At 58.8% G+C, this 18624-nt stretch carries 19 protein-coding genes and 2 pseudogenes; 15 read left to right on the top strand and 6 right to left on the bottom strand.

Annotated elements, in window-relative coordinates; all coding sequences use genetic code 11:
• Positions 1 to 10: 10 nt before the first annotated feature.
• The 6 genes from betA (at position 11) to ACW9E7_RS04260 (ending at position 6376) form a co-directional block, all read left to right on the top strand.
• Positions 11 to 1675, top strand: a complete 1665-nt coding sequence (gene betA / locus ACW9E7_RS04285; RefSeq protein WP_127729938.1) for a choline dehydrogenase — start codon at positions 11 to 13, stop codon at positions 1673 to 1675.
• A 153-nt stretch (positions 1676 to 1828) separates the two neighbouring features.
• The gene (locus ACW9E7_RS04280) at positions 1829 to 2392 is read left to right on the top strand and encodes a fasciclin domain-containing protein (RefSeq protein WP_458728366.1); all 564 of its coding nucleotides are present in this window, start codon (positions 1829 to 1831) and stop codon (positions 2390 to 2392) included.
• Between the two features lie 43 nt (positions 2393 to 2435).
• Complete coding sequence (locus tag ACW9E7_RS04275; RefSeq protein ID WP_133293960.1) at positions 2436 to 2990, top strand: RNA polymerase sigma factor; 555 nt, start codon at positions 2436 to 2438, stop codon at positions 2988 to 2990.
• Positions 2987 to 3634, top strand: coding sequence for an anti-sigma factor (locus tag ACW9E7_RS04270; protein ID WP_458727306.1), 648 nt, complete (start codon positions 2987 to 2989; stop codon positions 3632 to 3634). Before ACW9E7_RS04275 ends, ACW9E7_RS04270 begins: the two co-directional genes overlap by 4 nt.
• A gap of 273 nt (positions 3635 to 3907) precedes the next feature.
• The gene (locus ACW9E7_RS04265; RefSeq protein ID WP_111964443.1) at positions 3908 to 4648 is read left to right on the top strand and encodes an SDR family oxidoreductase; all 741 of its coding nucleotides are present in this window, start codon (positions 3908 to 3910) and stop codon (positions 4646 to 4648) included.
• 33 nt (positions 4649 to 4681) lie between these two features.
• Positions 4682 to 6376, top strand: coding sequence for a thiamine pyrophosphate-binding protein (locus ACW9E7_RS04260; RefSeq protein ID WP_458727305.1), 1695 nt, complete (start codon positions 4682 to 4684; stop codon positions 6374 to 6376).
• Positions 6377 to 6443: 67 nt separating this feature from the next.
• On the opposite strand, the pseudogene ACW9E7_RS04255 reads toward ACW9E7_RS04260, so the two are convergent.
• A pseudogene (locus ACW9E7_RS04255) lies at positions 6444 to 6558 on the bottom strand (hypothetical protein); the annotation flags it as partial.
• 195 nt (positions 6559 to 6753) lie between these two features.
• Here ACW9E7_RS04255 and ACW9E7_RS04250 point away from each other — a divergent pair.
• The 5 genes from ACW9E7_RS04250 to ACW9E7_RS04230 all read left to right on the top strand — a co-directional run bounded on the left by ACW9E7_RS04250 (position 6754) and on the right by ACW9E7_RS04230 (position 11786).
• Positions 6754 to 8322, top strand: coding sequence for an ABC transporter substrate-binding protein (locus ACW9E7_RS04250; RefSeq protein ID WP_458727304.1), 1569 nt, complete (start codon positions 6754 to 6756; stop codon positions 8320 to 8322).
• A 97-nt stretch (positions 8323 to 8419) separates the two neighbouring features.
• Positions 8420 to 9433, top strand: a complete 1014-nt coding sequence (locus ACW9E7_RS04245) for an ABC transporter permease (RefSeq protein WP_458727303.1) — start codon at positions 8420 to 8422, stop codon at positions 9431 to 9433.
• The gene (locus ACW9E7_RS04240; RefSeq protein ID WP_458727302.1) at positions 9433 to 10266 is read left to right on the top strand and encodes an ABC transporter permease; all 834 of its coding nucleotides are present in this window, start codon (positions 9433 to 9435) and stop codon (positions 10264 to 10266) included. Before ACW9E7_RS04245 ends, ACW9E7_RS04240 begins: the two co-directional genes overlap by 1 nt.
• Positions 10259 to 11095 (top strand): ABC transporter ATP-binding protein, encoded by an 837-nt coding sequence (locus ACW9E7_RS04235; protein WP_458727301.1) that lies wholly within the window; start codon positions 10259 to 10261, stop codon positions 11093 to 11095. The genes ACW9E7_RS04240 and ACW9E7_RS04235 overlap by 8 nt, the downstream gene beginning before the upstream one ends.
• Complete coding sequence (locus ACW9E7_RS04230) at positions 11082 to 11786, top strand: ABC transporter ATP-binding protein (RefSeq protein WP_458727300.1); 705 nt, start codon at positions 11082 to 11084, stop codon at positions 11784 to 11786. Before ACW9E7_RS04235 ends, ACW9E7_RS04230 begins: the two co-directional genes overlap by 14 nt.
• Before the next feature lie 60 nt (positions 11787 to 11846).
• On the opposite strand, the gene ACW9E7_RS04225 is transcribed toward ACW9E7_RS04230, so the two are convergent.
• The 4 genes from ACW9E7_RS04225 to budA all read right to left on the bottom strand — a co-directional run bounded on the left by ACW9E7_RS04225 (position 11847) and on the right by budA (position 15715).
• A complete protein-coding gene (locus ACW9E7_RS04225) occupies positions 11847 to 12320 on the bottom strand; it encodes a cold-shock protein (protein WP_111964451.1) in 474 nt (157 codons plus the stop codon).
• Between the two features lie 131 nt (positions 12321 to 12451).
• Positions 12452 to 13222 (bottom strand): (S)-acetoin forming diacetyl reductase, encoded by a 771-nt coding sequence (locus tag ACW9E7_RS04220; RefSeq protein ID WP_111964452.1) that lies wholly within the window; start codon positions 13220 to 13222, stop codon positions 12452 to 12454.
• 20 nt (positions 13223 to 13242) lie between these two features.
• The gene (alsS, locus tag ACW9E7_RS04215) at positions 13243 to 14922 is read right to left on the bottom strand and encodes an acetolactate synthase AlsS (protein WP_367897125.1); all 1680 of its coding nucleotides are present in this window, start codon (positions 14920 to 14922) and stop codon (positions 13243 to 13245) included.
• Between the two features lie 13 nt (positions 14923 to 14935).
• The gene (gene budA, locus ACW9E7_RS04210) at positions 14936 to 15715 is read right to left on the bottom strand and encodes an acetolactate decarboxylase (protein WP_458728365.1); all 780 of its coding nucleotides are present in this window, start codon (positions 15713 to 15715) and stop codon (positions 14936 to 14938) included.
• Positions 15716 to 15820: 105 nt separating this feature from the next.
• Here budA and ACW9E7_RS04205 point away from each other — a divergent pair, with 105 nt between their 5' ends.
• The 3 genes from ACW9E7_RS04205 (at position 15821) to ACW9E7_RS04195 (ending at position 17536) form a co-directional block, all read left to right on the top strand.
• The gene (locus ACW9E7_RS04205) at positions 15821 to 16702 is read left to right on the top strand and encodes a LysR family transcriptional regulator (protein WP_020684590.1); all 882 of its coding nucleotides are present in this window, start codon (positions 15821 to 15823) and stop codon (positions 16700 to 16702) included.
• A gap of 243 nt (positions 16703 to 16945) precedes the next feature.
• Complete coding sequence (locus tag ACW9E7_RS04200) at positions 16946 to 17053, top strand: ash family protein (protein WP_163363337.1); 108 nt, start codon at positions 16946 to 16948, stop codon at positions 17051 to 17053.
• A gap of 27 nt (positions 17054 to 17080) precedes the next feature.
• Complete coding sequence (locus tag ACW9E7_RS04195) at positions 17081 to 17536, top strand: hypothetical protein (RefSeq protein WP_395998537.1); 456 nt, start codon at positions 17081 to 17083, stop codon at positions 17534 to 17536.
• A 164-nt stretch (positions 17537 to 17700) separates the two neighbouring features.
• Here the strand turns inward: ACW9E7_RS04195 and ACW9E7_RS04190 are convergent.
• Positions 17701 to 18021 (bottom strand): annotated as a pseudogene (locus ACW9E7_RS04190) (DUF2000 domain-containing protein); the annotation flags it as partial.
• 140 nt (positions 18022 to 18161) lie between these two features.
• Here ACW9E7_RS04190 and ACW9E7_RS04185 point away from each other — a divergent pair.
• Positions 18162 to 18596, top strand: coding sequence for an Lrp/AsnC family transcriptional regulator (locus ACW9E7_RS04185; RefSeq protein WP_248048625.1), 435 nt, complete (start codon positions 18162 to 18164; stop codon positions 18594 to 18596).
• Positions 18597 to 18624 lie beyond the last annotated feature (28 nt).

Here is an 18624-nt window from a genome sequence, read left to right as displayed (position 1 = left end):
GGAGGTTTATTTGCAATTTGACTACATCATTATCGGGGCCGGCTCTGCCGGCAACGTGCTGGCTACACGACTGACTGAAGATCCGAACACTACCGTCCTGCTGCTTGAGGCAGGCGGGCCGGACTACCGCTTTGACTTCCGAACCCAGATGCCCGCCGCGCTGGCGTTCCCGCTGCAGGGCAAGCGCTATAACTGGGCGTACGAAACCGAGCCAGAGCCGTACATGAACAACCGCCGCATGGAGTGCGGGCGCGGCAAAGGGCTGGGCGGCTCGTCGCTGATCAACGGCATGTGCTACATCCGCGGTAACGCGATGGACCTCGACCACTGGGCAAAAGAGCCGGGCCTGGAGCACTGGAGCTACCTCAACTGCCTGCCCTACTACCGCAAGGCAGAGACCCGCGACGTGGGGCCGAACGACTATCACGGCGGCGACGGTCCGGTGAGCGTCACCACCTCGAAGCCGGGCGTGAACCCGCTGTTTGAGGCGATGGTGGAAGCGGGCGTGCAGGCGGGCTATCCGCGCACCGACGATCTCAACGGCTATCAGCAGGAAGGCTTCGGCCCGATGGACCGCACGGTCACGCCGCAGGGCCGACGCGCCAGCACCGCGCGCGGCTATCTGGATCAGGCGAAACCCCGTCCGAATCTGACCATCCGCACCCACGCCATGACCGATCGCATTCTGTTTGACGGCAAGCGCGCCGTGGGTGTCGAGTGGCTGGAGGGCGAAAGCACCATTCCGTCCAAAGCAACGGCGAAGAAAGAAGTGCTGCTGAGCGCCGGGGCGATTGCCTCCCCGCAGATCCTCCAGCGCTCCGGCGTGGGCAACGCTGACCTGCTGAAGCAGTTTGATATCCCGCTGGTGCACGACCTGCCCGGCGTGGGGGAAAATCTGCAGGATCACCTGGAGATGTACCTCCAGTATGAATGCAAAGAGCCGGTCTCTCTCTACCCTGCCCTGCAGTGGTGGAACCAGCCGAAGATTGGCGCCGAGTGGCTGTTTGGCGGCACCGGCGTGGGCGCGAGCAACCACTTCGAAGCGGGCGGGTTTATCCGCAGCCGCGAGGAGTTCGAGTGGCCGAACATTCAGTACCACTTCCTGCCGGTGGCGATTAACTACAACGGCTCGAACGCGGTGAAAGAGCACGGCTTCCAGTGCCACGTTGGCTCCATGCGCTCCCCGAGCCGCGGGCACGTGCGCATTAAGTCGCGCGATCCGCACCAGCATCCGGCGATCCTGTTCAACTATATGTCCCACGAGCAGGACTGGCAGGAGTTCCGCGACGCGATCCGCATCACCCGCGAGATCATGCACCAGCCCGCGCTGGACAAGTACCGCGGCCGTGAAATCAGTCCGGGTATTGACTGCCAGACCGACGAGCAGCTGGACGAGTTCGTGCGTAACCACGCCGAAACCGCGTTCCACCCGTGCGGCACCTGCAAGATGGGTTACGACGAGATGGCGGTGGTCGACGGCGAAGGCCGCGTTCACGGGCTGGAAGGGCTGCGCGTGGTGGATGCGTCGATTATGCCGCAGATCATCACCGGCAACCTGAACGCCACCACTATTATGATCGGTGAAAAGATTGCCGACGCCATTCGCGGGCGCGAGCCGCTGGCAAAAAGTACGGCCGCGTATTATGTGGCCAACGGGGCGCCGGTTCGCCGCTGAGGATATTTCCCCTCACCCGAGCCCTCTCCCTCAAGGGAGAGGGCGTTTATCTTCCCACCCAAAATTTTTGTATTTTCCTGCATCCAGTTTCCCCCCTCCCCTCGTATATGCATATGTGAGCAACCCCTTTGCTCCCTAATCCGAGGAAAGATGATGAAAAAGCTAACCCGTGTTGCATTCGTAACCAGCGCTTTACTCTTCTGTGCAGGCGCATCAGCAGCCATGACGTCAGGCTCCGTGATGGTGGGCGGAGCGGAAATGTACCCGAGCAAAAATATTGTTGAAAACGCCGTGAACTCGAAAGATCACACCACGCTGGTGACCGCCGTCAAAGCGGCCGGGCTGGTGGATACGCTCCAGAGCAAAGGGCCATTCACCGTGTTTGCCCCAACCAATGCGGCGTTTGCGAAATTGCCTGCCGGCACCGTCGAGAACCTGGTCAAACCCGAAAACAAAGCCACGCTCACCAGCATCCTGACCTATCACGTGGTCGCCGGTAATTACGATATGAAAGCGCTGGAGCAGAAAATTAAACAGGGCGGCGGCCGCGCGGAGCTGAAGACCGTTAACGGTCAGCCGCTGTGGATCATGAGCAACGGCCCGCACAATATTCAGCTTAAGGATGGTAAAGGTAATGTGGCGAACATTAGCACCTATGACGTTCATCAAAAAAACGGCGTGATCGATGTGATTGATACCGTCCTGATGCCTAAGTAGTTGTCTATACTTCGGAAGTGTGACGTTGCCTTCCGGGAATAATATGGATAACGCGCTGGCTGAACAGCAGCTGAAATTAATGCAGGCGGTCGCAAACGGCGATCGCCGTGCATTTGAACAACTTTATCGACTCACATCGCCACACCTGTTTGCCGTTGCGCTGCGCATGCTGCACGACCGCGCATGGGCAGAAGAGATCCTTCACGACTGTTTTATCACCGTCTGGAGTAAAGCTGAAACCTACAACGCTGCACTGAGCTCCCCGATGACCTGGCTTACGCATATTGTGCGCAACCGCTGTATCGACTGGCTGCGAAGCGGGCAAACCCGGGCTGCCGACCGCGAGACGGCGTATAACGAAGCGCTTTTGCCTTGCGAGAACGATGAGCAGAATAACTGGCACGACGACGCGCAGGCAGCACGGCTCAGGCAGTGTCTCGAACATTTGAGCAGCGAGCAGCGCCAGAGCATTACGCTCGCCTACTATCAGGGAATGTCTCACAGCGACATTGCCGACTGGCTCCAGCAGCCTCTTGGCTCGGTGAAAAGCTGGATACGTCGGGCAATGGACCATCTTCGGGAGTGTGTCGGGCTATGAATGACGCAGAAAAACGCGACGACATGCTGGCAGCAGAGTATGCCCTCGGCACGCTGCGGGGAGGAGCGCGGCTTCAGTTCCAGAAACGGGTTGCCCATGAACCCGCCCTGGCCGCCCGCGTCGCGTACTGGCAGGAAATGTTCAGCACGCTGGATAGTCATCTTGTGCCCGTCCCTCCACCCGAGACGGTGTGGAAAAGAATCACCCTCGACCTGCCGCCCAAAAAGCCTTTACGCCAAAGTCGGCCTTATCTCGGCTGGATGGTTGCGGCCTCCCTCGCCGCCCTGACGGTCGTAGCCTGGTATGCCACCCGTACACCGGAACTCGTTCCGCTGATGGTCCTCAACGATGCCCAACAGCACGGGGAGTGGGTCGTCAGCGCGGATGCCAGCCGCCAGCACTTGAGCATTGCCCCTCTTCGGCCGACGGCCGTCGCGGCGCAACACAGCCTGCAGCTTTGGCTGATCCCAGGCGGGCAGGCGCCGGTCTCCATGGGGCTGCTGCATAACGACATACCGACACGCGTCACCCTCAGGAACACAACGCTCCCTCCTGACGCCACGATAGCCATAAGCCTTGAACCAGAGGGCGGATCGCCCACTGGGCTCCCCACAGGCCCGGTGCTTTACAGTGGCAAATTGTAATCCTCAGGCCCTGTTCGCAGGGCCGCTATCGTGACCCCATTTCATTTATATGCTATTCTCGGTTACCTATAAGAATTAAATATTAGGCCTGCAATTAGTTTAATTGTAAAAAAACGACATTGACAGACTCTTCCGCACTCCATTAAGTTTTATACGAACATCCTTTTATTCCTGATACACAATATATCAAAAACCGCGTTAATGAATTTGTCATTATTCATTAACGCTTCTCTGCCTTTTATTTTTTGCATCACTCAATAGCGAGATAAGATCATGAATAATAGTGCAAACAAAGTTGTTGTTATCACCGGCGCCAGCAGCGGTATTGGTGAGGCCATCGCCCTTCATCTGGCAGATAAACCTTTTTCACTGGTGCTTGTTGCCCGTCGTCTGGAGAAAATTAATGCCCTGGTGGACCGCATCATCCAGCAGGGTGGCCAGGCGATAGCCGTAAAAGCCGATGTCACCCGTCAGGAAGAGGTGCAGCGCGCCATTGACGCTGCCGTTGCCGCCTACCAGCGCGTGGATGTGCTGATCAATAACGCGGGCTTTATGGCTATCGCCCCGCTCAGCGAGCTGAAAACCGACGAATGGGACAAGATGATTGATACCAATCTGAAAGGGGTGCTGTACGGCATCGCCGCGGCTTTCCCGGTGTTCCAGCGTCAGGGCCGCGGGCATTTTATAAACGTTGCCTCCGTCGCGGGCATCAAAGTGCTGGCCCCTGGCGGCGTGGTGTATAGCGCCACGAAATTCGCCGTCCGCGCGCTGAGTGAAGGCTTACGTCAGGAGGCGGGTAAAACCATCCGCACGACGCTTATTTCTCCCGGTGCCGTCGAAAGCGAACTGCAGTTCGGCAGCTCTGATGCCCCAAGCAAACAGTTCCTGCATGAATTTTACAAGCAGGCTATTCCGGCTGACGCAATTGCCCGCGCGGTTTTATTTGCTATTGAACAGCCTGGCGACGTTGATATTAATGAAATTGTTGTTCGTCCGACGCAGGAAGAATTTTAGCCGGCGTTAAATAATGCTGAATGAGGTGTCATTATGATTAAATCATTAACGTCCTTATCAGATTTAAATATGCGATCGGGTGCCGACATTCTTCTTGAAGTGCTGGAGAGTGAAGGGGTGGAATATATTTTTGGCAACCCCGGAACAACCGAACTTCCGCTCATTGATGCCCTGCTTCGCCATGAAAATATTCACTATATTCTCGCGCTTCAGGAAAGCACCGTAGTGGCCATTGCCGACGGCTACGCAAAAGCCTCCGGCAAAACGGGCTTTATTAATTTGCATACCGCCAGCGGCCTGGGGCACGGCATGGGGAACCTCATTAATTCGCGGATCATGAAAACTCCGCTGGTGGTCACCGTCGGACAGCAGGACACGCGGCACTACGTCCGCGACCCGCTGCTGTATGACGATATTGTTTCCATAGGCTCCCCGGTCATGAAATGGGCGCAGGAGGTTACCAGCGCCGACCAGCTCCCGGTTCTTGTGCGCCGCGCGTTTCACGCGGCCAGCTACCCTCCGGGTGGCCCGGTCCTGCTTTCACTCCCGATGAACGTCATGGAAGAGCTGAGCGACGCCGGGATACAGACGGCCTCAAAAGTGAACTACCACACCGTGGCGGGCTCGCTGGACGAGCTGGCGGAGGCGCTCAGCGAAGTCACCCCGGGCAGGATCATGATTGTGGCGGGAGATGAAGTTCACTCCAGCGGCTCGACGCAGGAGATTGTCCAGCTTGCTGAAGCGCTCAGCGCCCATGTCTACGGCTCCTCCTGGCCCCTGAATTTGCCCTTCCCTACGCAGCATGCGCTCTGGCGGGGCAATATGCCCACCACCGCCAGCGAAATCGCCAGCATCATCAACGCCTACGATGCCGTATTTATCATCGGCGGCAGAAGCCTGATCACCATTTTGTACAGCGAGGGCGAGGCCATTCCGGAAACCTGCGCGGTATATCAGCTTTCGGCGGATATGCACGAGCTTGGCCGCACCTATGCCACTCGCCTTTCAGTGATGGGGGATATCAAACTGTCCCTGCATGAACTACTGCCAAAGCTTAAGCAGCGACTGATCGCCAGCACGCTGGTCCACCAGCGGCTGCTGGTTGCGGCCCGCGACGAACGGGAGAAGGAGTGGCAGCAGCAGGAGGAACGTCTGGCCGCCGAGCGGCTACGCCCGGCGATCTCCCCGATGGTCGCAGCCTGGGAAGTCATCCGATCCATTCCGGCGGGTACCACCATCGTTGATGAGGCGATAGCGACCGCCAGGCATGTCCGCCGGTTCATCTCTGACCAGCAGCACCAGCGCTACTACTTTATGCGCGGCGGCGGACTGGGCTGGGGGATGCCTGCCTCAGTAGGGCACTCGCTGGGACGCGGACGGGAGCCGGTGGTCTGCCTGATAGGCGACGGGGCCTCTCTGTACTCGCCGCAGGCGCTCTGGACGGCGGCACACGAAAATCTGCCGGTCACCTTTATCGTCATGAATAACAGGGAGTACAACATCCTGAAAAACTTTATGAAGAGCCAGGCTGACTACAGCTCAACGCGGCTGGGGCGTTTTATCGGGATGGACCTGGTGAACCCGCATATTGATTTTCAGTCGCTTGCCACCGCCATGGGCGTCCACTGCTGCCGGGTAACCGAGGCTGCAGATATCGCCGAAGCGGTGACGCGCGGGCTACAGTCAGGAAAAACCAACCTGATTGAAATCGCAATTTCCGCGGATTAGCCGCGCGCTTACGCTGTACCCTACATAAAAAACTTATAACCGAAACGCCTCAAGCCGCCCTGCGTTAGGCAACGTTCATCGAATCGCACTTCCACTCCAGCCGCACGTTCGGTGCGTAAGTCAATGACGGCAAATGGCGCCAACTCATCGTCCATCACCTTCGCTATGACCCAGCACGCGGTGACTCCCTGAAAGGTAAGGAGTTTGTTATAGCAGGTTAAAAAGCAGGCGAAAAGCAGCGTGTTTTAATAGCACGAGCGCATGCGATATTCCCGGAAGGCATAAGTAAAGCTGAATTTCGACTTTGCGGAATGTCACACTCGACCTAACGTAGCGGAGCATAAAACAATCACAATATATTCTTCTCAGGGATCGCTATGACGAAAAAACTGCTGCCGTTACTGGTACTGACTGCGCTCGCAGGCGCAGCCCACGCCGCTACTCCGCCCAACACGCTGGTGGTTGCCCAGGGGCTTGATGACATCGTGAGCCTCGACCCGGCCGAAGCCAACGAGCTCTCCAGCATCCAGACCGTGCCGAGCCTGTACCAGCGTCTGGTGCAGCCGGACCGCGATAATCCGGAAAAAATCACGCCGATTCTGGCAGAAAGCTGGGAAGCGGACGCGGCAGCAAAAACCCTGACCATCAAGCTTAAGCCCGATGCGAAATTCGCCTCCGGCAACCCGCTGCGCCCGGAAGACGTGATCTTCTCTTATACCCGCGCCGTGACGCTGAACAAATCCCCGGCCTTTATCCTCAACGTACTGGGCTGGGACGCGAGCAACATCGCCAGCCAGCTGAAAAAGGTGGACGAGCACACCCTCCAGCTTCACTGGACGGCGGACGTCAGCCCGTCGGTGGCGCTGAATATTCTCTCCACGCCGATTGCCTCTATCGTGGATGAAAAACAGGTCGCCGCGAACGTGAAGGATAATGACTTCGGTAACGCGTGGCTAAAAATGCACTCGGCGGGCAGCGGCGCGTTCAAAATGCGCGTCTATCAGCCGCATCAGGCCATCGTGCTGGAAGCCAACGACTCCGCCCCCGGCGGCGCGCCGAAGCTGAAAAGCATCATCATTAAAAACGTCCCCGATCCGGCTTCGCGCCGCCTGCTGATCCAGCAGGGTGATGCGGACGTGGCGCGCGATCTCGGTGCAGATCAGATAAGCGCCCTGGACGGCAAGCCGGGCGTGAAGGTGCTGAGCATCCCGTCTGCGGAGCAGAATTACCTGGTGTTTAACACCGGCAACAGCGCCAACCCGCTTCTGAACAACCCGGCGTTCTGGGAAGCCTCGCGCTGGCTGGTCGATTATGAAGGCATCACCAAAAATCTGCTGAAAGGCCAGTATTTTGTTCATCAGAGCTTCCTGCCGGTCGGGCTGCCGGGCGCGCTGGAAGACAACCCGTTTAAGTTTGACCCTGCAAAAGCGAAAGACATCCTCGCCAAAGCGGGCATTAAGGACGCGCACTTCACGCTGGACGTGGAGAACAAGCCGCCGTTTATCACCATTGCCCAGTCAATGCAGGCGAGCTTTGCGCAGGGCGGCGTGAAGGTGGATCTGCTGCCTGCAGCCGGGAGCCAGGTCTATGCCCGCGTGCGCGCTAAGCAGCATCAGGCGGCGATTCGTTTGTGGATCCCTGACTACTTCGATGCGCACTCCAATGCCAGCGCCTTCGCGTGGAACGACGGTAAATCCAGCACCGTGGCCGGTCTGAACGGCTGGAAAATCCCGGAGCTGAACAAGGCCACGCTGGCGGCGGTTGCCGAGCCGGATCCGGCGAAGCGTCTGGACCTGTACAAGAAAATGCAGGAACAGCTTCAGCAGAGCTCGCCGTACGTGTTCGTCGATCAGGGCAAAACCCAGATCGTGGTGCGCGATAACGTGAAGGGGTATCAGCAGGGGCTGAACGCGGATATGGTCTGGTACGATCGCGTCACGAAATAGCCCTTGTTGCCGGGTGGCGCTGCGCTGACCCGGCCTGTGTTCTCGGTTTTTGTAGGCCGGGTAAGGCGAAGCCGCACCCGGCATGAAGAGATTTCCCATGCCACATCTTTCCACCCGCGTGCTTCAGGGTCTGCTGACCCTGCTGCTCACGCTCTTCGGGCTGCTGCTCGTCACCTTTGCGCTCTCGGCGTTTTCACCGGTCGATCGCGTGCTGCAGATCGTCGGCGATCACGCCAGCCAGTCGACGTACGATCAGGTTCGCCACCAGCTTGGGCTGGATCGTCCCCTGCCCGTGCAGTTCTGGCACTACCTGCAAAACCTCGCCCACGGGGATTTAGGCACCGCCAGCGCCACCGGACAGCCGGTGCTGCAGGATCTGCTGCACGCCTTCCCCGCCACGCTGGAGCTGGCAACGCTGGCGTTAATCATCGGCGCCGTGCTCGGCGTGACTGCCGGAGTGCTGTGCGCTCGCTACGCCGGTTCGCCGCTCGATTTAGCCATCAGAACCCTCACCCTGCTCGGCAACTCGGTGCCGATCTTCTGGCTCGGCCTGCTGATGCTGGCCCTGTTCTACGCGAAGCTGCAGTGGAGCGCAGGCCCCGGCAGGCTGGACGATATCTGGCAGTTCACCGTCGAGCAGCGCACCGGCTTTGCGCTGATAGATACCTGGCTTTACGGCGATCGCGAGGCGTTCCGCAACGCCCTCAGCCACCTGGTGCTGCCGGTGCTGCTGCTGGCCTATTACTCGCTGGCAAGCATTACCCGCCTGACGCGCTCGGCCTGCCTGAGCGAGATGAACAAAGAGTACATCCTGCTTGCCCGCGCAAAAGGTGCCGGGGAGATGGCCATCCTGCTGCGACACGTGCTGCCGAACATTCGCGGCACCCTACTGACGGTGATTGCCCTGGCCTACACCAGCATGCTGGAGGGCGCGGTATTAACCGAAACCGTCTTCTCATGGCCGGGGATCGGGCGCTATCTCACCACCGCCCTGTTCGCAGGAGACACCACCGCGGTCATGGGCGGCACGCTGCTGATTGGCGTCTGCTTTGTCCTGATCAATAACCTTACCGACCTGCTCGTGCGGGCAACCGATCCCAGGGTACGCTGATGCCGTTATATCTCTTCTTACGCCGGCTGCGCCGCTCCCCTGCCGCATTTTGCGGGCTGGTTGCCATCACGCTGCTGGGGGTTATTGCCCTGTTCGCGCCGTGGCTGGCGCCGGTTGACCCGAACTGGCAGGACGCCGCCGCGCGCCTGCAGGCACCGAACGGCCAGCACTGGCTGGGCACAGACAGCTACGGTCGCGATCTGCTTTCGCGCCTGATTTACGGCACCCGTCCGGCGCTCGGGCTGGTGGCGTTAGTCACCGTTATTACCCTGCCCGCCGGGCTGCTGGTGGGAATTTTGTCCGGCTACTACGACGGCTGGCTGGAGCGCATCCTGATGCGTTTTACCGACGTGGTGATGTCAATGCCGCGCCTGATCCTCGCCTTCGCGTTTGTGGCGATGCTTGGCCCGGGGCTGGTCAACGGCGCGCTGGCGCTGGCCTTAACCACCTGGCCCGCATACGCGCGTCAGGCGCGGAGTGAAATTCAGCGTCTGCGCCACAGCGATTACCTGGCCGCCGCGGAGATGATGGGCATTCGCGGCCTGCGCCTGCTGGTCGGGCATATTCTGCCCCTGTGTTTGCCGTCCGCGATTGTGCGGCTGGCGCTGGATCTGGCAGGCATTATTCTGGCCGCCGCCGGTCTCGGCTTCCTCGGCCTTGGCGCACGTCCGCCCATGGCCGAATGGGGAGCGATGATTGCCGACGGCATGCAGGTGATTTTCGACCAGTGGTGGATTGCCGCCATTCCGGGCGGGGCCATCCTGTTTGCCAGCCTGGCGTTTAACCTGCTGGGCGATGGCCTGCGCGACGTACTGGAGCCACAGCATGACTGAACCCCGCGTCATCGTCGATGCGCTGAATATCGACTACCCCGCCGCGCGCGTGGTCAACAACCTGAGCTTTACGCTTGGCAACGAGCGGCTGGCGCTGGTGGGGGAATCCGGCTCCGGCAAGTCCATGTCCGCCCGCGCGCTGATGGGTCTGGTGCGAAAACCCGGTATCGTGAGCGCCAACCGGCTTAACGTGCTTGGCAACGACCTGCTGACCCTGAACGCCCGCCGCTGGCAGGCGCTGCGCGGTAACGGGATTGCGATGGTCCTGCAGGACCCGCGCTACGCGCTGAATCCGGCGAAAAACGTCGCCGCTCAGCTTGATGAGGCGCTGACCCTGCATCAGCGCCTGCCCCGCGCTGAACGCCTGGCGCGCATTCACGACATCCTCCGCGCCGTCGGACTCAACGAACATGTCCTCCAGCGCTACCCCGGCGAACTCTCCGGGGGCATGGGCCAGCGGGTGATGATTGCGATGGCGCTGATCAACAACCCGCAGGTGCTGATTGCCGATGAACCCACCTCCGCGCTGGACGCCCGCCTGCGCAACCAGATCCTCGAGCTGCTGGTGCAGCAGTGCGAAGAACGCCAGATGGCGATGCTGTTAATCAGCCACGATCTGCCGCTGGTGGCGGAGCACTGCGACCGCGTGCTGGTGATGTATCAGGGCGAAAAGGTTGATGAGATGGCGGCAAGCCATCTCCCGCAGGCGACGCATCCGTACACGCGAACCCTGTGGACCTGTCGTCCAGACGCCAATACCTATGGACAGATGCTGCCGACGCTCGATCGTTCGCAGCCGTGGAAGGAGGCCAACGATGGCGCTCGTTGAGGTTAACCAGGTGCAGGTCACCTTTGGGGAAAAAACGGCGGTTTCGGCCGCCAGCTTTAGCATTGAGAGAGGCGAGACGTTCAGCCTGATCGGTGAATCCGGCTGCGGCAAATCTACCCTTCTGCGCGTGCTGGCTGGGCTGCAGCGCGAGTGGCGCGGCAGTATTGCGCTACTGGGAGAAGCGTTAACGCCAGGACGACGTTTTGAAGGCGAGCTTCGCCGCAACGTGCAGATGGTATTTCAGGATCCGTGGGCGTCGCTGCACCCGAACCACACCATTGCGCGCACCCTGTCGGAGCCGTTAAAAATCCACGGCGAAACGCAGATTGCCGAAAAGGTGGCGGATGCGCTGCAGCAGGTGGGGCTTTCCGCCGACGCGGGCAGGCGCTACCCGCACCAGCTTTCCGGCGGCCAGCGCCAGCGCGTGGCTATTGCCCGCGCGCTGCTGCTGCGCCCGCAGCTTCTGCTGCTGGACGAGCCGACCTCGGCGCTGGATATGTCGGTGCAGGCAGAGATCCTGAACCTGCTCAACCGTCTTAAGGCCGAGCACGAGATGACCTATCTGCTGGTGAGCCACGACGCGGACGTGATTGCTCATATGTCCGACCGGGCGGCGTTTATGGCGCACGGGGCGATCCAGAAGGTGTTTGACCGTGAGACTATGTTAAGAGGCGAGCACAGGATGGGGTAAACCGTGCGGCGGCGCGGGTTTTCCAGGCCGGGTAAGGCATCGCCGCCACCCGGCCTACAATTACTTCAGCAGCTTCACCGTGGCATCAATGTCGATCTCATCTTCGGTGAAGATCAGCGTCGTGTTCTGGAAGGTGGTGATCGCCAGCTTCTTCACCGTGCGCATTTCGCCCGGCTTTTTATCAGATTTCGGCTTGATGCTGTTCATCAGCAGCCCCACCGACAGCACCGCATTCTCTTTGTCGATTTTGGTATCGGCAGGCTCTTCTTCGCTGAACACCACGAAGGACTTGATCGAGCTGAGCTTCACGCGCTCGCCTGCGATATAGAGATGTTTGCTTTCGGGGATCACCTTCACCGCGTAGGCGGAAAGGCCTTTGTTGTTGGTGGTTGGCTCGAAGGTCACCGCGGCATCTTTCTTAATCAGATCGGGGTTCGCGACCTTAATCACATGAAAATAGCGGTTGTCGCCGTTTTCATCTTTGATAAATCCAAAGCCTTTATCTTTAAACCACGTTGTGATTGTACCGTTCATCGCTGTTACCGCCTGTCAGATCGTAATGACTAAAGTTTTGCAGCGCGCAGTGTAATGCACAATGGATGAGGAGACAAAAAAAAGCCCCTGCACGGGTGCAGGGGAAAACTCATGTCAGAGCTTATTAGAATTTAGTTGAACACCATCCCGCCATCGATGAGCAGAGACTGGCCGGTCATGTAGTCGGAATCCGGTCCCGCCAGGTATGAAACGCAGGCGGCGACATCTTCCGGTTCGGACAGGCGGCCAAGCGTGATGCGTTTGGCAAAGGTTTCGGTACCGTAGCCGAGCGGTTTACCCGCCGCCTCGGAGACCTGACGGTCGATCTCCGCCCACATCGGCGTTTTCACGATGCCCGGGCAGTAGGCGTTAACGGTGATCCCCAGCGGAGCAAGATCCCGCGCGGCGGTCTGGGTTAGGCCGCGCACCGCGAATTTACTGGAACTGTAGACGGCCAGCTCCGGGTTACCGGTGTGGCCCGCCTGGGAGCAGGCGTTGATGATCTTGCCGCCGTGCCCCTCTTTGCGGAACGCGTCAATCGCGGCCTGGATCCCCCAGATCACCCCTTTCACGTTGATGTTGTAGACCTTGTCGACAATCTCCGGCGTGATGGATTCGATTGGCGTGGACGGCGCAACCCCGGCGTTATTGACGATCACGTGGAAACCGCCCAGCGCGGTGCGGGCTTTCTCTACCGCCGCAAATACCTGCTCGCGGTCAGAGACGTCCACCTTCACGGCAACGGCTTTCCCGCCGTTACGGATGATTTCATCGGCTACGGCTCTGGCCGTCTCCGCGTTATAGTCGGCGATGGCGACGGCAAAGCCATCTTTCACCAGGCGAAGCGCAATCGCTTTACCAATCCCCTGGCCTGAGCCTGTTACGAGAGCAACTTTTTGCATTTCTCTGTCCTTATGTTGAGTCACAAAATCTGGCTGAGATGGAGCTGGCCCATCAGCAGCGGGTTATCGCTGTAGTCGACGGGAATGGCCACCACGGCCGGGCCATCCACATCCATCGCCGCGCGCAGCGTGGGTTCGAGCGCGTCGGCGCTCTCCACGGCAAAGCCTTTCGCGCCAAAGGCGTCGGCATAGACTTTGAAATCGACCGGGCCGAACTCGACGCCGGAAAGACGCTGGTATTTTTTCTCTTCCTGAATAGCAACCATGTTGTAGCCGTTATCCACCCAGATGATGTGCAGCACGTTAGCGTTGAGGCGCACCGCGGTTTCCAGCTCCATGCTTGACTGCAGGAAGCCGCCGTCGCCGGAGACCGACACCACCTTGCGGCGCGGGTTGACCAGCCACGCGCCAATCGCCCACGGCAGCGCGACGCCCATGGTCTGCTGACCGTTGGAGATCATCACCTGACGTGCACGGAAGCTGTAGAGGTAGCGGGCGATCCAGATGTGGAAGCTGCCCATGTCGACGGTGAGCGTCACGTCGTTATTCACGATGTCCTGCATGGCCCGCACGATGCGCAGCGGGTGCAGGGCAAACTGGTTGAGCGAGGCGCCGCGACGATCGAGCAGATCGCGCTGATGCTGGCGATCGACCAGAATTTCGGAGGCCCGCTGGCTCAGCTCGAGCTTATGATCGATACGGTTAGCGAGCAGATTCAGCGTTTCGGCAATGTCCCCCACCAGCTCCAGATCCGGCACGTAGTTACGTTCTTCATAGGCAGGCAGCACGTCGATGTGCACCAGCGTGGCGTCACCGCTGTTCCACATGGACGGCTCGTACTCCACCGGGCTGTAGCCGATGCAGATAATCAGATCCGCCAGATGGAGCAGCCGGTCGCCCGCCTGGTTATTGAACAGACCGACGCGTCCGGCGAAGCGGGTGAAGTGCTCCTGATTCACCGCCCCGGCGGCCTGATAGGTGCTGGTGACCGGAATACGGCTTTTCTCCAGCAGCTTACGCAGCGCGGCGCTGTTGGCGGGCTGGCTCGCCATCAGCCCCAGCAGGATGACCGGGTTTTTGGCCTTTTCGATAAGCTTCGCCACGTCGTTAATGGCGGATTCCGGTGCCGGGCCCATCAGCGCCGGGCCGCTGGCAGGCAAAATCGCCCCCGTGGCGGGCTGATCGACAATATCCTGCGGCAGGCTGACGAACGCGCTCCCCGGCCTGCCGTGCTCGGCGGCGCGAAACGCGTTGGAAACCACCTCAGCAATCGCGTCCGGCGCACTCACTTCGACGGCGTATTTGGTGACCGGGCTGAACATGGCAACGGTGTCCATGCTCTGGTGCACCAGTTTGGCTTTATCTGCCCGCTTCACCGCCCCGCCCAGCGCCACGACCGGGTCGCCTTCGCTGTTGGCGGTGGCAATGCCGGTGATCAGGTTCGAACAGCCGGGCCCGGAGGTCACCAGCGCCACCCCGGCCTTGCCGGTCAGACGCCCTACCGCCGCCGCCATGAACGCCGCGTTGGCTTCGTGACGCACCGGAATAATCTCGATGGAGGAGTCCAGCAGGGAGTCAAAGACCTTGTCGATTTTCGCCCCCGGGATCCCGAACACCTGCTTCACGCCCTGCGCTTCCAGCTGGCCGACAACCAAATCGGCGCCGTGCGCCCACTGACGTGACTGTTTCTCACTGTTCACGATAGTTCTCCTGTTAGTTTTCGACGGAACGGATCGCTGCGTCCAGATTGCTGGGGTGAAGGTTGGCCTGTAAAAAAGCGCTGTCGGCGGGCAGGTCAATCATCAGCTTGTGAATTTCACCGAAGGTGAGCACGCCGCTCTCCAGCTGGTAGTCAAGCAGATGGCCCCCGCCCTGACGATCGTCGGTGATGAAGTGTTCGTGGTAACCCGCCACGTTGATCCCCTGCATATGCTGCGGCGTGCGGAACCCGACCAGCACCCCTTCGCGCTGGTTAAAGCGGAACACCGGCTGGTCGTCCAGCACGTCGGTCATCGCGCGGTACGGCGGCGTCTGGCGCGGTACGGTGCGGGTGTGGGCATGGCGGAAGTTGCCGTCAATGCGCAGCGCGCAGAACAGGTTATCGGAGGGGATCTGCTGGTCGATGACGTCGTGGATCTGCTGACGGCTGACCGGCGCGTCGAAGGTTTTACGGTACTGCGGCTGGAACCAGGTCATCACCGCGAACGGCGTTTTCTGCTCCGGCTTCGCGGCCCGGGCGCTGCCGTCGGCGCGCAGCTGGTACACCTGGCTGCTGAAGGCAATCATTTCGCCGTCCAGCTCGTTGAAGGTGCCCAGACCAAAATCACCGTGTGCCAGCAGATCGGCGATGGTGGTCTCTCCTTCATACACGCCGCTTAGCAGGGCGCTCATTAGCGATGTCTGATAGATCACGCTGTCAGGATGCTGGGCAGAGAACCCGCGCAGGGTCTCGCACAGGCTGGCTTCACAGTCGCAGGCAGATGAGTGCATCATCATGCTCGTCCTCTTCAACTTTATTTATAAAGGTTAAATAAATGTTGACCCGATTCAGCAGAGAGTTCCAATATAGAATCCATGCTGGTTTGAGACGTTTTAGATATGGAACTTCGTTATCTGCGGTATTTTGTCGCGGTTGCACGCGAGCGACACTTCACCAGGGCGGCCAAAGCGCTGGGTATTTCACAGCCTCCTCTGAGTCAGCAGATCAAACGGCTCGAAGAGGAAGTGGGCACGCCGCTGTTCAGGCGTCTGACGAGAGGTGTGGAGCTAACCGAAGCGGGAGAAGCCTTCTACGAGGACGCCTGTAAGATCCTGGCGCTGAGCGACGCCGCGCTGGAGAAAGCCCGCGGCATCGCGCGCGGTCTGAACGGTAACCTGTCGATTGGCATCACCAGTTCAGATGCTTTTCATCCCAAAATTTTCGCGCTCATTCGTCAGTTTCAGGTACAGAACATGGCGGTGCAGGTACACCAGGTGGAGGCCAATATGTCTTCTCTGACGGCGATGCTGGCGGAGGGGGAACTGGATATCGCCTTCGTGCGGCTGCCGTGTGAGAGCAGCAAGGCATTCGAGTTAAAAATCCTCGACCGGGAGCCGATGGTGGTGGCGCTGCATCGCGACCATCCGCTCGCAACAAGCGGCGATCTGGCGCTGGAGCAGCTCCGGGATACGCCAGTGGTGCTGTTCCCGCAGGAGGTCGCGCCCGGCCTGTTCGACCGGGTTTACAGCTGCTGCGAACGGGCCGGAATAGACGTACAGCACGCGCTGCAGTCGTCTCAGCTCTCGTCCTCCCTGAGCATGGTCTCTGCAGGCGGTGGATTCGCGCTGGTGCCGAAATCGATGGCGGCCATCTCTCCGCCGAATGTCACCTACCACGCGCTGAGTTCACCCGAGCTTTATACCGATATCGCGCTCTGCTGGCGGCGCTTTGAACGCTCGCGGACGGTGAAGCGGTTCTTGACGATGATAAGCGAGGAGTAGCGGCCGGTTTGGTTGGTGGTTTTTGTAGGTCGGATACGGCGTAACCGCCATCCGGCAATGCCCTTCTGGAAGCCGCCTCGCAAACCTGCAAGCAACCTTATGTAATTCATGGGCATCCCTTTTCATCCCTTCTTCGCGGTCGTAAAGTGCTTGCGTTGCGGCACATCCGTAACCGGGCGTAGGAACCCGTTAGCATAAAGCGATATTTTTTGTCGCGACAGCGCATATCCCGTTAGAATCACGGTGGCGCTGACGGAGCAGCCGCAAGGCTGGCCGTTTTTCTTTATGCACGGTATTCCTACCTCCGTCAGCGCTACCCCCTCTGAGCGTAGGAACTCATCGGGCGGTTAATATTTTTTTGCATAAAGAGGATGCCTTATGGCTACTATCCCTAGATTTTCTTACGCGCTTACTGAAGAAAGCGCTGTTTATCACCTTCTCCACGTACAACTTCCCGATTCTGCGGATCTCTTTGAGCTGGCAGACGCCTGCACTGCGTATGTTAGCGTGCTGGTGGAAACCGACGACGCGGTGACGTTTGCCACACTCTGTGAGCGATTGCTGGCTGTGCTGAAGCGGCTGCGGGAATGCTGCGATGATGAACTTCCGCAGTATCTTGTTGAACAGTTGATCGCAGGGGAAAAGATTACCTCCTGCGTGCCGGACTGCTGGCAGGAAACGACGTTGCAGGTGGATTATGCCGTGGCGTTAACGCTGGCGGTGATGGGCGGGACACTGCCTGCGAGCGTGGTGAAAGAACTCGTCGGGCTACTGCATGATATGGTCTGGCTGTTGGCGGATTTTGTGAAGGAGCCGTATATTTCGGCGCACTGAGGCGGGGGATGGGAGGCCGAGGTTCTGCTAGGTAAAAGCAGGGTTTCGGCCTTACGCAAAGTACAATGTTGTCTGTTGAATGTCCGTTAAGAGCGAGGAGAAGACATTCGCAGTATAGTGAAGTCATTACTTAAAACGTGGTGTATTAAACAGGGAGCAGGTCAGATGCATTCGCCATATTCCGCGTAGGTTTTGCATGATTGTGCCAACACGCTAAACGGCATGGCGACAATCTCGCTGTCCGCGCTGCTCACCTGCTGCAACTCGCGCAGATACTTGGCTTCCGCCAATAACGCTGGTAGCGGCGCAACAATCACGCCGGGATAATTCACGATATCCGCGCTTAATTGGTCCGCTCCAACTTAATTACCCATCAACTTTCTAAAACTGATGCCGATAACACTTGCAGCATTCATTGCCAATCCAGCGGGCAGCTGTTGATCGATCACGATAGTGCAGCGATGCGTGTTTGCGCCGAATTCCATGGGCTTCTCACTTAAGCGGTTAATGTCCAAACAGTATGCGGCAGGGCGCGAGAAAGGTGCTTGCGTAATGCAGTGAAAAAATAGTTAATTAGTGATAAATCATTCGCTAACCGCAAATATATGGAAAGGATATTCCTCTAATGAGCTTGAGCATGACAGATATTCAAATCCTCCAACAGTTGCAGCAGGACGCACGCATCACCAATCAACACCTCGCCGATGAAATTGGTCTCTCCGCATCGCCGACCTGGCGCAAAGTCCGAAAGCTGGAAGAGGACGATGTGATCCAAGGTTATCGCGCCGTGTTTACTCGAAAAAAGATTGGCCTTGATGTTATGGTATTTGTACGCGTCACCATTGATAGCTACAGCGAAGCCGAAGCACGCAAATTCGAACAAGAAGTGATGGCGCTAGATAATGTGGTTTCCTGCTACAGCATCGTTGGCTATGCGGATTTCTTATTTCAAGTGGTCGCGGCAGATATGGGTGCGTATGCGGATTTCGCGATGTCGGTGATTCTTAGATTGTCAGTGATTAAAGAGATGCAAAGTATGTTTGTGTTGAAGGAGATATAGGGAGTGGCGGCTTGGCCGATTAGCGTTC

This window comes from Enterobacter sp. H2G27, assembly GCF_054403075.1.
This window is presented reverse-complemented; position numbering and strand designations above follow the sequence as displayed.

Bases quoted from the DNA above. Each gene is read 5' to 3' on its own strand.
- ACW9E7_RS04195 (WP_395998537.1), top strand. From the start codon at position 17,081: ATGGCTACTATCCCTAGATTTTCTTACGCGCTTACTGAAGAAAGCGCT.
- ACW9E7_RS04240 (WP_458727302.1), top strand. From the start codon at position 9,433: ATGCCGTTATATCTCTTCTTACGCCGGCTGCGCCGCTCCCCTGCCGCA.
- ACW9E7_RS04265 (WP_111964443.1), top strand. From the start codon at position 3,908: ATGAATAATAGTGCAAACAAAGTTGTTGTTATCACCGGCGCCAGCAGC.
- ACW9E7_RS04275 (WP_133293960.1), top strand. From the start codon at position 2,436: ATGGATAACGCGCTGGCTGAACAGCAGCTGAAATTAATGCAGGCGGTC.
- ACW9E7_RS04280 (WP_458728366.1), top strand. From the start codon at position 1,829: ATGAAAAAGCTAACCCGTGTTGCATTCGTAACCAGCGCTTTACTCTTC.
- ACW9E7_RS04225 (WP_111964451.1), bottom strand. From the start codon at position 12,320: ATGAACGGTACAATCACAACGTGGTTTAAAGATAAAGGCTTTGGATTT.
- ACW9E7_RS04205 (WP_020684590.1), top strand. From the start codon at position 15,821: ATGGAACTTCGTTATCTGCGGTATTTTGTCGCGGTTGCACGCGAGCGA.
- ACW9E7_RS04260 (WP_458727305.1), top strand. From the start codon at position 4,682: ATGATTAAATCATTAACGTCCTTATCAGATTTAAATATGCGATCGGGT.
- ACW9E7_RS04185 (WP_248048625.1), top strand. From the start codon at position 18,162: ATGAGCTTGAGCATGACAGATATTCAAATCCTCCAACAGTTGCAGCAG.
- ACW9E7_RS04220 (WP_111964452.1), bottom strand. From the start codon at position 13,222: ATGCAAAAAGTTGCTCTCGTAACAGGCTCAGGCCAGGGGATTGGTAAA.
- ACW9E7_RS04235 (WP_458727301.1), top strand. From the start codon at position 10,259: ATGACTGAACCCCGCGTCATCGTCGATGCGCTGAATATCGACTACCCC.
- budA (WP_458728365.1), bottom strand. From the start codon at position 15,715: ATGATGCACTCATCTGCCTGCGACTGTGAAGCCAGCCTGTGCGAGACC.
- ACW9E7_RS04270 (WP_458727306.1), top strand. From the start codon at position 2,987: ATGAATGACGCAGAAAAACGCGACGACATGCTGGCAGCAGAGTATGCC.
- ACW9E7_RS04245 (WP_458727303.1), top strand. From the start codon at position 8,420: ATGCCACATCTTTCCACCCGCGTGCTTCAGGGTCTGCTGACCCTGCTG.
- ACW9E7_RS04250 (WP_458727304.1), top strand. From the start codon at position 6,754: ATGACGAAAAAACTGCTGCCGTTACTGGTACTGACTGCGCTCGCAGGC.
- ACW9E7_RS04230 (WP_458727300.1), top strand. From the start codon at position 11,082: ATGGCGCTCGTTGAGGTTAACCAGGTGCAGGTCACCTTTGGGGAAAAA.